A 13,197-nucleotide genomic window follows, 5' to 3' on the forward strand; every position below is an offset into this window, starting at 1 on the left:
CAAAGCCGCCTCGGAACGATCCTATAAACTGAAAATGCTTTGATTTCAGTCAACTACGCTGCTTAAAAATCCCGTTAATCATAGCAAAAACCGGCTTTCGCCGGTTTCCATGATTAATTTAGTCCCAAGGTCCACTGGGCTATTTTGAAGTAGATGATCAAGCCGGTGCCGTCTATCAGCGTAGTGATAAACGGGGCAGAGACTACGGCAGGATCCACACCGAAGCGTTTCAGTGCCATTGGGATCACGGAAGAGACAATCGCGGCCCACAGCGTGATACAAACCAGGGTCAGGCTCACAATGAGCGTAATCTCATAGCCGATACCCATCATCCAGCCACGGAACGCCCCAGCACAGGCCAGCGTTAACGCTATCATGACCGAAGTCGTCATTTCCTTGCTCAGTACGCGCCCCAAATCGCGCATGCGAACCTCTCCCAAAGCCATCGCTCGCACAATGGTGGAGGTGATTTGCGTACCGCTGTTACCACCTGTACCCACCAATAGCGGGATAAAGAAGGCCAGGGCAATCGCCGCTTCCAATGACTCTTCAAAATGCTGAATAACCGTGCTGGTATAAGCCTCGGCGACGAACAGCAATAGCAGCCATACGCTACGTTTTTTCCATAGCTCGAAGGAGCTCATTTCAAGGTAAGGCTTATCAAGCGGCAGGCTTGCCCCTTGCAAATGGGCATCCTCGGTGTTTTCATCCTCGATAATCTGCGCGATTTCGCGCTCGGTTAAGCAGCCGACCAAACGGCCATTATCGACTACCGCCACAATATCTAAATTATTATTGTCCACCAGTTTGGCGATATGTTCACGTTCGTCCGTGGGTTTTACATGGAAGAAGGTGGTTTCCATCATATCCTTGATACGCTCGCCATGATGTTCTTCCTGCAATAAACGTTTAACAGAAAGAACGCCCACCAGTTTGGTGCCATCTTCAATAAAGATTTGTGCGGGAATATCGTCGTTGGAAAGTTGGTTAACGAATATTTTCCTGGCTTCGCCAACGTAAAGATCCTGATGCAGAACAGAGACTTTCTTGTTCATATAACGCGCGATGGCGTCGTCTTCAAAGTTGGCGTTTTGATAAAGGTCTTGCAATACAACATGTGACATTCTAGATACTCCCGATTGAAAGATGGAGTCTCATAGAGGCGACAAGACAGGACAGCAAAAGCCGATCCCCACGTCTTGGGTTTAGCACTATACAACGTATCCCCAGGGGGAAGTTACCTTAGCAATGCCTTGATTCGGCTAATGCTTGTTTTACCCTTGGTGGCCTCTCTCGATGCCATTAGAGCGGTAACTTGTGTTCGTATAGGAGCCTCGCCATAACGAGATCGTAAAGCTAGATAAAGCGTGGGCATTATGACTGGTTTGATTATTCGTATAGGAGAAATGGTAATTTCGTTGAGGTATTATTTATTTTTTGGGACAAAAATTAACCGGGTTAATTTATTATCCTGTCAGGCCACGGCTAAATTAAACGAAAAAACGCTCGCCGTTTAAGTTATCTGCTGTCAGTTTTTTGATCTGAGAAATCTTAATTTTCACTGATATAAGGTATCGCGTTAAAAACGCATAAAAAAACGGGCACCTATTACGGTGCCCGATTGAAAATATAACGCCTTAGGCTTACTTCTGCAGTTTACGCATTACCAGCGTAGCGTTGGTGCCGCCGAAACCGAAGCTGTTGGACATGACCGTGGTCAGCTCACGCTTGGTTGGCTCGGTCACGATGTTCATCCCTGCCGCCTTCTCATCGAGGTTATCGATGTTGATGCTTGGCGCAATGAAACCGTGCTCGACCATCAGCAGGCTATAAATCGCTTCCTGCACGCCCGCAGCACCCAGTGAGTGGCCGGTCATGGCTTTGGTTGAAGAGATGGCCGGAGTGTTATCGCCAAAGACTTCGCGGATCGCACCCAGCTCTTTCACGTCGCCGACCGGCGTGGAGGTGCCGTGTACGTTCATGTAGTCGATTGGAGTGTCTACGCCCTGCATTGCCATCTTCATGCAACGCACCGCGCCTTCGCCCGATGGAGCCACCATGTCGGCACCGTCTGAAGTCGCACCGTAACCGATGATTTCCGCATAGATATGTGCGCCGCGAGCCAGAGCGTGCTCCAACTCCTCAACCACTACCATGCCGCCGCCGCCTGCGATAACGAAACCGTCACGCGCTGCGTCATAGGTACGGGAAGCTTTTTCTGGCGTGTCGTTATAGCTGGTAGACAGCGCGCCCATGGCGTCGAATTCGCAGGCCATTTCCCAGCACAGCTCTTCACCACCGCCAGCAAAGACGACGTCTTGTTTGCCCAGTTGGATCAGCTCAACGGCGTGGCCGATGCAGTGTGCTGAAGTTGCGCAGGCAGAGCTGATGGAGTAGTTCACGCCGCGAATTTTGAATGGGGTAGCCAGGCAGGCAGAAACGCCTGATGCCATCGCCTTGGTCACCATGTAGGGACCAACGCCACGCAGGCCTTTGGCGCGCATACCGTCAGAACCCGCAACCTGGTTACGTGGAGAACCACCGCCGGAACCGACCACCAGACCGGTGCGATCGTTGGACACCTGATCGGCTGCCAGGCCGGAATCTTGAATCGCTTGTTCCATGGAGAGATAGGCGTAAACCGACGCGTCGCTCATAAAGCGCATCACTTTACGGTCAATCAGACCGGTAGTGTCGAGTTTGACATCACCCCATACGTGACTACGCATGCCGGAATCTTTCAGCTCCTGGGAGAAGGTGATCCCAGAGCGGCCTTCCTGCAGACTTGCCAGGACCTCCTGCTGGTTGTTACCAATGCTGGAGACGATTCCCAGGCCAGTAATCACTGCACGTTTCATTCAAGTACCTCTTCCACAATTTACATTCGGGATTTTGCAACGCACTTTAGCGTACAGATGTACGCCGAACAAGTCCGATCAGAATAATTTTGCATTATCTTTACCCAGTTTGCACCTCGGGACTACCCCCGTTAAAATCGCGCTATCCCTTGAGTTACGAGCAACCTACCGTGAGCAATGCCCCCATCCAAACCGCAGCGTTAAGCTGGAATGAACAAGGTACACCTGTTTCGAAACAGTTTGATGACGTCTATTTTTCCAACCAGGATGGGCTGGAGGAAACCCGCTACGTCTTTCTGGGGGGCAACCGCTTGCCACAACGCTTCAGCGATCACCCTCGCTCACTGTTTATTGTGGCTGAAACCGGCTTCGGTACCGGGCTGAATTTTCTGACTCTGTGGCAGGCCTTTGCCCGTTTTCGCCAGGAGACACCGGCGGCGAGTTTGCAGCGCCTGCATTTTATCAGCTTTGAGAAATACCCGTTGCAGTTGGAGGATCTGGCGGCAGCCCATGCCCAATGGCCAGAACTGGCTCCCTTTGCCGATGAGCTTCGCGCCCAGTGGCCTTTGCCGCTGCCAGGGTGCCACCGCCTGCTGCTTGCCGAAGGGCAGATCACGCTCGATTTATGGTTCGGTGACGTCAATACCCTGCTGCCGCACTTTGATGCCAGCATGAACGATCAAATTGACGCCTGGTTTCTCGATGGCTTTGCGCCGTCCAAAAACCCCGATATGTGGAGCGAACCGCTGTTTGCTACCATGGCGCGTTTTGCCCGCCCAGGCGGCAGTTTTGCCACCTTCACTGCCGCAGGGTTTGTCCGCCGTGGATTGCAGCAGGCCGGGTTTGAGGTTACCAAATGCAAAGGCTTTGGCCAGAAACGCGAGATGCTCACCGGTCAGCTACCTGCCGACACCCCGGCAAGCGTCAATCCAAGCCCGTGGTTCCTGCGCCCGGCAGCGGAGAATACCGACGATGTCGCCATTATTGGCGGCGGCGTAGCCAGTGCGCTCACCGCGTTGGCCTTATTGCGCCGTGGGGCCAGGGTGACCTTGTATTGCGCCGATGCACAGCCCGCAGAGGGCGCATCCGGCAATCGACAGGGGGCGCTGTACCCATTGCTGAATGGCCGGGGCGATGCGTTGGAAAACTTCTTCTGCGCCGCCTTCCCCTTTGCCCGGCGCCAGTATGACGCCTTGCTGCAACAGCGGGTTGAATTCGATCACCAGTGGTGTGGCGTCAGCCAATTGGCCTATGACGAGAAAAGCGCAGGCAAGATAACCAAGATCATGGCCGTTGCCTGGCCGCACACTCTGGCACATCCGGCCGACCGCGCTACGCTTAGCGCACTGAGTGGGATCGATACGGGGTTTGGTGGCATCCACTATTCGCTCGGGGGATGGCTGTGCCCTGCCGACCTGACGCGTGCCGCGATTGCCCTGGCCGAACGGCAGGGATTGGTTTGCCACTATCTGCATACGCTTTCCGATCTGAACCGCAGTGATGAAGGTTGGCAGTTGCATTTTGCTGGGGGGGCAACTCACCAACATGCGACGGTGATCCTGGCTAACGGGCACCAACTCACCACTCTGGAACCTGGTGCCGCTCTACCGGCCTATGCCGTGCGCGGCCAGGTTTCACATATTCCCACTACGCCAGTCTTAAGTGAGTTAAAGCAGGTACTGTGTTACGACGGTTATCTGACGCCGGTGAATCCCGGCAATCAGCAGCACTGTATAGGTGCCAGCTACCAGCGCGGTGAATCAAACACTGAATATAGCCAGGCAGAGCAAGAAGAGAACCGCGATCGCCTGCTGCGCTGTCTGCCAGAACAGGATTGGCCGCAAGAGGTGGATATCAGCGGCCAGCAGGCCCGCTGTGGCGTACGCAGCGCTACGCGCGACCACATGCCGATGGTGGGTGCCGTGCCAGACTATCAAGCCACTCTGGCGCTGTATGGCGATTTACAGCAGCAACGCCAGCGCGGCGAAGCAATTGCCGATGCGCCAATGTATCCGGGATTGTTTATGATCGGAGCCTTGGGCTCACGCGGTCTGTGCTCAGCGCCGTTGGCCGCGGAGATTTTAGCAGCTCAGCTGTTTGGCGAACCCTTACCGGGGGATAGCGAGATGTTGGCAGCGTTGAACCCAAACCGCATGTGGGTCAGGAAGCTACTGAAAGGACGCGAGGTATAGTTCATTTGAGGGGCCAGCGTGATGCTGTCCCCTTTAGAGCAATTACTCTGTCGGCAACGCTGTTTGATACAGGTTTTCCCACATGCCCAGCACCAGTACCTGATCCGGTGGGGAGAGTTCCCCGGCCTTGATGGCCTTGTCCAGGCTACTCTGCACCCGCACCTTGAGCTGTTCGGCGCTGTGTTCGGCATGTTCTTCCGATTCCGCCACCGCCAAAGTCAGATGACCGCGCAGGTAGCCACCGGCAAACAGTTCATCATCGCTGGCGTGCTCTACCATGTCATCAATCAGCGCCAGAATGCGCGCTTCAAATTCTGCGATCATCAAATTTCCTCGTTAACAAACAGACTCTGGCCTCAGAGATCTTCCGGGTAGGGAAAATGCTCGGCCGCCAGCGGAGGCGTATTGTAAAACGATTGCAGCGCCTGAATAAAGCGCGCAGGTCGTGTGGGTATTCCTTGCTCCAGCAATTCCAGCACCCGGGTACGGACTTTACGCTGGAAACCAATGCGATCCGGCTCGCAGTCTCCACTGAGATTGTCGCAGCTGACGTTGAACGGGAAACCCGCCGCCACGCAGAACATCCACTCCAGCGCCTGCGGATTAATCTCGACCGCTTCGAATTCACTTTGCGTCTGGGCATCGCGCCCATCCGGGCAATACCAGTAACCGAAGTCCACCAGCTTGCGGCGTTCGGCCCCGGCGATGCACCAATGGGAAATTTCATGCATGCCGCTGGCATAGTAGCCGTGTGCAAAGACGATGCGGTTATAAGGCAGCTCATCATCGGCAGGCAGATAGATAGGCTCATCGTCGCCTTTAACCAGGCGGGTATTGAACTCATCGCTAAAACACTGATTAAAGATTTCAATCAGTTGCGGATACTGGTGTGTGTTTGGCATAAAAAAACTCAAATAACCACAAAATTAAGGAGGCCATTATAGCCGATATCTCTCGGCTTGCCGCCCCTTTGAAATGTTAAAAATGCAACGCCAACCATTGCTGGATTTCCGCCCCGTGATTGTCGTACAGCAATTTGCAGCTCATGATCAGAGACACTATCACGATCATCGGCCGGATCAGCTTCTGGCCCTTGGTCAGCACCATGTGCGCCCCAAGACGGGCTCCGAACACCTGCCCAACCAACATCACCAGACCAATGCTCCAGATCACTTGGCCGCCAATAATAAACAGCACCAGGCTGGCCAGATTGGAGGTGAAGTTCAGCACCTTGGCGTGGGCAGTTGCCTTGGCCAGGTTAAAACCGCACAGCGTCACATAGGCCAAGGCATAGAACGAACCAGCTCCTGGCCCGAAGAAACCGTCATAGAACCCTACGCAGCCCCCAGCGACCAGGCCAAAGGGTAACGCCCCCAGCCGACGCTGACGATCGTTTTCCCCCAGCCGTGGCGTCAGCAAGAAATAGACACCGATACCGATCACCAGCAGCGGCAGCATCTGGCGCAGTATATCGGCACGCATATGCTGCACCAGGATCGCCCCGATCACCGACCCCACCAGCGTCAGGAAGATGGTCAGCTTCTGGGTATTAAGATCGACAGCGCGACGGCGGACAAAGTACAGGCTGGCGGAAAACGATCCCCCCACCGACTGCAATTTATTGGTCGCCAGCGCCTGCGTGGGAGGAACGCCAACGGCCAGCAGAGCCGGTACGGTCAACAGCCCACCGCCACCGGCGATCGAATCGATAAACCCGGCGAACATTGCTACCAAAAACAGTATCCCGAGCAATTCGGGACCTAACACCAGCCCATCCATAAGTCGTCTGCCTGCTTTTTTATTTGCGCACTTTTTATTTGCGCACACACTACGCCTTAAAACTCAAAAAATAAACGCCCCATTCGAGGCGTTTTTAGCAGGCTATCAGCGGTTGGCGAAGTGGCTATCCAGCAGCGCCTGACAGGTTGGCGGCAGCGGCGGCGGCTCCTTCTTGACCGGATTGGCATTCGGCTGATGCGGTTTGAACCAACTGGCCAACTCGGCACCACAGCCATCCCCCACCGGCGGCGCATCCTGATCCAGACACTCCAGGCTCCCCGCCGGGCAACGCAAGCGTACGTGCATATGCGCACGATGCCCAAACCAAGGGCGCACCTTATGCAACCAACCGCGATCGGCACCGGCATCCTGGCACAGGCGCTGTTTGATCGCCGGGTTAACGAAGATCCGCGTCACTTCGCTATCCTGCGCCGCCATCTTGATCAAGGATTCGATCTGCGGCTGCCACTGGCGATCCACTACCTGCTTGCCGTCGCCAGAGACCAGATCGATCGGCTGCGGTTTCAACAGTTGCTGAGCGCTCCAGCGTTGGCGCGGCAGCTGCAACCAGATGTCCACGTCCAAACCGGATTGGTGGCTGGCGTGGCCGCTGCTGAAGCGCCCACCGGCCGGCATGGCCATATCCCCGATCAACACCGTGCCCAGTGCTTTCTGGTTGGCCTGGCTGCTCAGGCGTTGAATAAACGCCAGCAGGTCAGGATGGCCAAAATAGCGCCGCTGGTCGGTACGCATCACCTGATAATCCGGTGAATTCAGTGGCAACGGGTGCGCCCCGATGATACAGCCATTGGCGAAACCGCCAACGGCCTGCGCAGTGCCACTGACCGGGTGGTCAATCTTTTGCCACGGCGTTAACGCCAAGGCAGAGCTGGAAGCGATCAACGCAGCGAAGCCCAGCAGCCATTTTTTCATCGTAGTCCCTTACCAGCGTGGTACGTCGGAAATCACATCACCGTTTTGCGCACGCTGGCGCAGCAGATGATCCATCAGCACGATCGCCATCATCGCTTCGGCGATCGGCACCGCACGGATCCCGACGCACGGATCGTGGCGGCCACGGGTGACCATTTCCACCGCTTCACCCTGACGGTTGATCGTACGGCCCGGCACCATGATGCTGGAGGTCGGCTTCAGCGCCAGATGGGCAATCACCGGCTGGCCGCTGCTGATACCACCAAGAATGCCGCCAGCGTGGTTGCTCTGGAAACCTTCAGGGGTGATTTCATCACGGTTTTCACTGCCACGCTTGGTGACTACGGCAAAACCGTCGCCGATTTCTACACCTTTAACCGCATTGATGCTCATCAGCGCATGCGCCAAGTCGGCATCCAGACGGTCGAACACCGGCTCGCCCAACCCAACCGGGACGTTTTCCGCCACTACGGTCACTTTGGCACCGATGGAGTCGCCCTCTTTTTTCAGCGCGCGCATCAGTTCGTCCAAGGCTTCCAGCTTGTCCGGATCCGGGCAGAAGAACGGGTTCTGTTCAACCTGATCCCAATCTTTCAGCTCGCAACTCACATCGCCAATCTGCGCCAGATAGCCGCGCACCTGTACGCCAAACTTCTGCGCCAGATATTTTTTGGCGATAGCACCGGCGGCAACGCGCATCGCGGTTTCACGCGCCGAAGAACGGCCACCGCCGCGATAATCACGCACGCCGTATTTCTGTTCGTAAGTGTAATCAGCATGACCAGGGCGGAACACATCTTTGATCGCGCCGTAGTCTTGCGAGCGCTGATCGGTGTTTTCTATCATCAGGCCAATGCTGGTGCCGGTAGTGACGCCTTCAAATACCCCGGAGAGGATACGCACCTGATCCGGCTCGCGGCGTTGGGTGGTATAGCGCGAAGTGCCGGGGCGGCGGCGATCGAGATCGTGCTGCAAATCAGCTTCTGTCAGCGGAATGCCGGGCGGCACACCGTCTACGATACATCCCAGCGCCACACCGTGAGATTCACCAAATGTGGTGACGCGGAAAAACTGCCCAATACTGTTCCCTGCCATCACGGCTCCTTACCGTTGGTTGTCATCCCGTTCGCGTGCAAACGGGGCATACAGGCCCGCACTATGGCGAGCCCAGGTTGTTGGTTAGCTGCGGTAGAGGCTGAAATGCTCTTTGCAGTCAATCAGCTGCTGTTTGGTCAGCATGAATACGCCGTCCCCGCCGTTATCAAACTCCAGCCAGGTGAACGGAATATCCGGATATTGTTCCATCAGATGTACCATGCTGTTGCCCACTTCACAAATCAGCACGCCGTCATCGCTCAGGAAGTCTGGCGCACAGGCCAGAATGCGGCGCACCAGCTTCAGGCCGTCGCTGCCTGCGGCCAGGCCCAGTTCCGGCTCAAAGCGGAACTCTTGCGGCAGGTCAGACATATCTTCCGCATCGACATACGGCGGGTTGGTGACGATCAGATCGTATTGGATCGCGGGGACGTCACGGAACAGATCGGAGCGGATCGGGATCACCTGATGTTCGACGCCGTGCGCCTGAATATTTCGCTCGGTCACGGCCAGCACGTCGGTGGAGATATCTACCGCGTCCACTTCCGCTTCCGGGAAGGCATAGCCGCAGGCGATAGCGATACAGCCACTGCCGGTACACATATCCAGGATATGGCGTGGCGGATGTGGGATCAGCGCGCTGAAGCGATCGTTGATCAGCTCACCAATCGGTGAACGCGGTACCAGCACGCGCTCATCGACATAGAACTCCAGATCGCAGAACCAGGCTTTATTGGTCAGGTAAGCAACCGGGATGCGCTCGTTGACACGGCGGATCACTCGCTCAACGATGCGGTGACGCTCGCTGGAGGTCAAGCGTGCAGTGCGCATATCTTCAGGAATATCCAACGGCAGGAACAGGCTGGGCAAGACCAATTGCACGGCTTCGTCCCACGGGTTATCGGTTCCGTGGCCATAGTAGATATTGGCGGCGTTGAAACGGCTTACGGCCCAGCGCAGCATATCCTGAATGGTGTGCAGCTCATTCACTGCTTCTTCGACGAAAATTTTGTCCAATTTGCCCTCCGGCAGGCACGATGATTCATGATTTAGCCCCGTAGTTTGCCATGAAGCCTGCGACAAATCAGCAGCAATAGCAGCGTAGCAGCATTCTGGTTGGCATTCAGTGCCAGTTTTGCGTCGACAGAAACCTTCGAGCAGGTAAACTAGCGCGATAAATGATAGGCGACGAGCGAATAATGAAGAATAAGCCCCCTCTGAGCAAAGATGAATTATTGCTCTTTAGAGAGTCGGTAGCGGGAGCAAAGAAGCTGCCGCAGGACACCATCGTCCACCCAAAACCGAAAATGAAAACCAAACAGATCGCGCCGCAGCGCCTGTTGCAAGAGCAGGTGGATGCCAGCTTTTACTTTTCCGATGAGTTTCAACCGCAGTTGGAAGATGAGGGCCCAACGCGCTATGTGCGTCCCGGCTACAGCCACTATGAGTTGAAGAAACTGCGCCGCGGAGATTACGTGCCGGATCTGTTCCTGGATTTGCATGGCTTGACGCAGATGCAGGCCAAGCAGGAGCTAGGGGCGATGATCGCCGCCTGCAAGCGTGAGCACGTGCATTGTGCCTGCGTGATGCACGGCCACGGTAAACACATCCTCAAGCAGCAAACGCCGCTGTGGCTAGCGCAACATCCGGACGTGCTGGCGTTCCACCAGGCTCCCAAAGAATGGGGCGGTAACGCAGCCATACTGCTGTTGATCGAACTAGCCGAATAGCGAAATAAAATGGCACTTGGCGGTGCCAAACAATCCGCAGTGACGGTGTCCAAAAGGGGCCATGAGTTGGGAACCACCTTGACGAAATAGCCCCTACCAATCCTGGCAAAAACTTAAGTCCCCTCCCCAGTACCCTATCCACTTAAATACACCAAACGCCTGTAAGCTGGGATTTCAAATAAAACATTTGTTTTAAATATGCTTAAAACAAAAATCATTGATGTGATTTAAAATTTACGAGAATGATCCTGTATTAACGCCAAAAAGTAGACAAGGGGAATATTGTCAGTAGAATGCGCATTTTGTTATACGTAGATAAAGCGTATACATTGTTATGCGCAGTTAATAACTGCTACAAATAGCCGCATCGCAAATATAGCACCTTAAGTTAATCAAATAATAGTATATACCACCTGCACAACTTGGGGATGATCCCTCATGGTTGACAGAAATGAAGTTAGCTGCAAAGCCTTTTTCCACCAGTTCGGCTATCAATATTGATAGCCTTTGCATTTCAAATATTATAGGAAATAATATTATGACCCTAAAAAACAAACAGAAGCCGTTTCTTGCCAAACTTTCGCCAATTTGTTTCTTTAGCCTGCTGGCCTTACAGGGAGTCACCGTTACCCAAGCCGCTATCGTTTCCGCACCAGGTGGCCCATCGCTCGGTGCCAGCTCCATCAAAGGCGGTACGGTTATCGAGATTAATAAGCCCGGCAGAGGGGGCGTTTCTCACAATATCTATAACCAGTTTGACGTAGACCGTGGTGGAGTGGTGCTAAATAACAGCGCACAAAACTCGACGACCCAGGTGGCGGGTGCCATTAACGGCAACAAGAATATGGCCAAAGGGGCCGCTAACGTTATCCTCAATGAAGTCAACTCCGCTAAAGCCAGCCAACTCAACGGGATGATTGAGGTAGCAGGCCAGAATGCACAGGTTATTATTGCCAACCCATCGGGGATTACCTGTAACGGCTGCGGTTTCATCAACGCCAATCGTGCGACCTTGACCACGGGCAAGGCCTCGGTGGCTAATGGGCGCGTCCTCGATTACGTTGTCAACAAAGGTAAAATTACCATTACTGGCGATGGCTTGCAGAGTTCCAGCGCCAACTATACCGATTTAATTGCCCACACCGTTGCCATTAACGCCGACGTGCAGGCTCAGGATCTAAGGGTCACTTATGGCCAAAACCGCGTTAATGTCGACAACACCAAAGCCACCCTGCTCTCTGCTGCTCGTCAGTCTGGCATAGGTCTTGACGTTTCCAACCTGGGCGGCATGTACGCCAACAAAATTACGCTGATCGGTACCGGGAATGGCGTGGGTGTAAATAACGCTGGCACCCTCGCCGCTTCTGTTGGTGATGTGACCATGAACATGAATGGTTCACTCACCAATAAGGGGACTATTTCTGCCCAAAAAGATCTCAGGGTGGTATTGACCCCCAGTAACAACAATACATACGTAATAAACAGCCCAGGTGGTTATCTTGAAGCGGGCAATGATATTGACATTAAAAGCTCTTACGTGAGAAACATCAAAGGGACCATGGTGGCCGATGGCAATATCAACATCGACATTTCCGCAGCCTCATCTTCAAATGTAGGGGTCGATAATGATAATGGTGAACTCAGCGCTGGAAAGGGGATTACGATTAGCACCAAAGGATCCTCAATCAAAAACAGCAGCGGTATCATCAGTGCCGTGGACGATGTCACCCTGGACGCCAAGTATGGTGTGAATAACTACGTGGGTAGAATTGTATCAGATGTCGGTGGCGTGACGGTTAATACCGCTAACACGCTCTTCAACGACAGAGGGATTATTGAGGCTAACTGCTGCGTGACGCTGAATGCCTACAAGATAAGCAGTCAATATGGCCTCATCCAAACCAAGGATGACGTTGTTATCAACGTCTCATCCGAACTGAATAACACCCAGGGTGAAATCCTGGCAGAAGGCAACATAGCTATAAAAGCGTCAGAGATTAAAAACAACTCAGGTAAAATCATGGCTCAAGAAGCCTTGAATATCGACGCCGCTCGTCTGGTTAATAGTGCTTATCACAATCCGACCCAAGAATACGGAATATTCAGCGGTGGTGACATGAACCTAAATTTAAGCTCCTCACTCAATAATGAGTATGGTGTCATCGCTTCTCAGGGTGATATCACCATTATCTCTAAGTATCTCATAGCCAATAAGCATGGGCATATTGGGAGCGATAAAAACATCACGCTGACTGCGGCCAACATTGGCAATCACAATGGCAATATGATTGCTGGCGAAAATCTGGTGGTTAATGCCTCACGTTTAGATAATGGCTCATCGGCCAGCACTGCTGGAAACATTGAGGCCGGTGATACTTTAGAGATCAACATGAAGCGCGGCCCGCTTTCCGGCGGTCAGCAGGTCGATGGCAGCTTCTATAATCAAGGGACCTTGGCTGGCAAAAACAAGATCAAGGTCAGTACTGATGGGAAATTCAGTAATTACGGCAAACTGATCTCAGACAATACTGTAGAAATCCATAGCAAGCGCTAATCCAGTGCTAATGCTGCCCCCCTATCACATCTATTCATCGCGAGATAGGTAATTAC

General features: G+C 53.7%; 11 protein-coding genes and 1 riboswitch. Of the genes, 3 read left to right on the forward strand and 8 right to left on the reverse strand.

Features of this window, described 5'->3' with window-relative positions:
* Window positions 1–113: 113 nt before the first annotated feature.
* Both KGP21_RS19855 and fabB read right to left on the reverse strand, forming a co-directional pair.
* Window positions 114–1,124 (reverse strand): magnesium transporter, encoded by a 1,011-nt coding sequence (locus tag KGP21_RS19855; RefSeq protein ID WP_021178606.1) that lies wholly within the window; start codon window positions 1,122–1,124, stop codon window positions 114–116.
* A gap of 59 nt (window positions 1,125–1,183) precedes the next feature.
* Window positions 1,184–1,354, reverse strand: a riboswitch (M-box (ykoK) riboswitch).
* A gap of 289 nt (window positions 1,355–1,643) precedes the next feature.
* A complete protein-coding gene (fabB, locus tag KGP21_RS19860; protein WP_021806051.1) occupies window positions 1,644–2,858 on the reverse strand; it encodes a beta-ketoacyl-ACP synthase I in 1,215 nt (404 codons plus the stop codon).
* A gap of 170 nt (window positions 2,859–3,028) precedes the next feature.
* On the opposite strand from fabB, the gene mnmC reads away from it, so the two are divergent.
* Window positions 3,029–5,050 carry a bifunctional tRNA (5-methylaminomethyl-2-thiouridine)(34)-methyltransferase MnmD/FAD-dependent 5-carboxymethylaminomethyl-2-thiouridine(34) oxidoreductase MnmC gene (mnmC, locus tag KGP21_RS19865; RefSeq protein ID WP_223536090.1) on the forward strand — a complete coding sequence of 674 codons (2,022 nt, stop codon included), beginning with the start codon at window positions 3,029–3,031 and terminating at the stop codon, window positions 5,048–5,050.
* Window positions 5,051–5,092: 42 nt separating this feature from the next.
* Here the strand turns inward: mnmC and KGP21_RS19870 are convergent, their stop codons facing one another.
* From KGP21_RS19870 to prmB, 6 genes are all read right to left on the reverse strand, one after another.
* Window positions 5,093–5,374: a YfcL family protein gene (locus KGP21_RS19870; protein ID WP_021806053.1), complete on the reverse strand. Its 282-nt coding sequence runs from the start codon at window positions 5,372–5,374 to the stop codon at window positions 5,093–5,095.
* A 32-nt stretch (window positions 5,375–5,406) separates the two neighbouring features.
* The gene (locus tag KGP21_RS19875; protein ID WP_021806054.1) at window positions 5,407–5,952 is read right to left on the reverse strand and encodes an elongation factor P hydroxylase; all 546 of its coding nucleotides are present in this window, start codon (window positions 5,950–5,952) and stop codon (window positions 5,407–5,409) included.
* 76 nt (window positions 5,953–6,028) lie between these two features.
* Window positions 6,029–6,829, reverse strand: a complete 801-nt coding sequence (locus tag KGP21_RS19880; protein ID WP_021806055.1) for a sulfite exporter TauE/SafE family protein — start codon at window positions 6,827–6,829, stop codon at window positions 6,029–6,031.
* A gap of 105 nt (window positions 6,830–6,934) precedes the next feature.
* Window positions 6,935–7,762 (reverse strand): penicillin-insensitive murein endopeptidase, encoded by an 828-nt coding sequence (gene mepA, locus KGP21_RS19885; RefSeq protein WP_021806056.1) that lies wholly within the window; start codon window positions 7,760–7,762, stop codon window positions 6,935–6,937.
* A 9-nt stretch (window positions 7,763–7,771) separates the two neighbouring features.
* Window positions 7,772–8,857, reverse strand: coding sequence for a chorismate synthase (aroC, locus tag KGP21_RS19890; RefSeq protein WP_021806057.1), 1,086 nt, complete (start codon window positions 8,855–8,857; stop codon window positions 7,772–7,774).
* 84 nt (window positions 8,858–8,941) lie between these two features.
* The gene (gene prmB / locus KGP21_RS19895) at window positions 8,942–9,874 is read right to left on the reverse strand and encodes a 50S ribosomal protein L3 N(5)-glutamine methyltransferase (protein WP_021178614.1); all 933 of its coding nucleotides are present in this window, start codon (window positions 9,872–9,874) and stop codon (window positions 8,942–8,944) included.
* Between the two features lie 182 nt (window positions 9,875–10,056).
* Between prmB and smrB the strand changes: the two genes are divergently transcribed.
* Window positions 10,057–10,587 carry an endonuclease SmrB gene (gene smrB, locus KGP21_RS19900; protein ID WP_021806058.1) on the forward strand — a complete coding sequence of 177 codons (531 nt, stop codon included), beginning with the start codon at window positions 10,057–10,059 and terminating at the stop codon, window positions 10,585–10,587.
* Window positions 10,588–11,038: 451 nt separating this feature from the next.
* Window positions 11,039–13,141 carry a filamentous hemagglutinin N-terminal domain-containing protein gene (locus KGP21_RS19905; RefSeq protein ID WP_223536094.1) on the forward strand — a complete coding sequence of 701 codons (2,103 nt, stop codon included), beginning with the start codon at window positions 11,039–11,041 and terminating at the stop codon, window positions 13,139–13,141.
* Window positions 13,142–13,197 lie beyond the last annotated feature (56 nt).

The organism is Serratia sp. JSRIV004 (assembly GCF_019968705.1).
Classification (GTDB): Bacteria; Pseudomonadota; Gammaproteobacteria; order Enterobacterales; family Enterobacteriaceae; genus Chania; species Chania fonticola_B.

Coding starts and splice junctions, on each gene's coding strand:
- smrB (WP_021806058.1), top strand. CDS start 10,057: ATGAAGAATAAGCCCCCTCTGAGCAAAGATGAATTATTGCTCTTTAGA.
- mepA (WP_021806056.1), bottom strand. CDS start 7,762: ATGAAAAAATGGCTGCTGGGCTTCGCTGCGTTGATCGCTTCCAGCTCT.
- aroC (WP_021806057.1), bottom strand. CDS start 8,857: ATGGCAGGGAACAGTATTGGGCAGTTTTTCCGCGTCACCACATTTGGT.
- KGP21_RS19905 (WP_223536094.1), top strand. CDS start 11,039: ATGAAGTTAGCTGCAAAGCCTTTTTCCACCAGTTCGGCTATCAATATT.
- KGP21_RS19855 (WP_021178606.1), bottom strand. CDS start 1,124: ATGTCACATGTTGTATTGCAAGACCTTTATCAAAACGCCAACTTTGAA.
- KGP21_RS19870 (WP_021806053.1), bottom strand. CDS start 5,374: ATGATCGCAGAATTTGAAGCGCGCATTCTGGCGCTGATTGATGACATG.
- KGP21_RS19880 (WP_021806055.1), bottom strand. CDS start 6,829: ATGGATGGGCTGGTGTTAGGTCCCGAATTGCTCGGGATACTGTTTTTG.
- KGP21_RS19875 (WP_021806054.1), bottom strand. CDS start 5,952: ATGCCAAACACACACCAGTATCCGCAACTGATTGAAATCTTTAATCAG.
- fabB (WP_021806051.1), bottom strand. CDS start 2,858: ATGAAACGTGCAGTGATTACTGGCCTGGGAATCGTCTCCAGCATTGGT.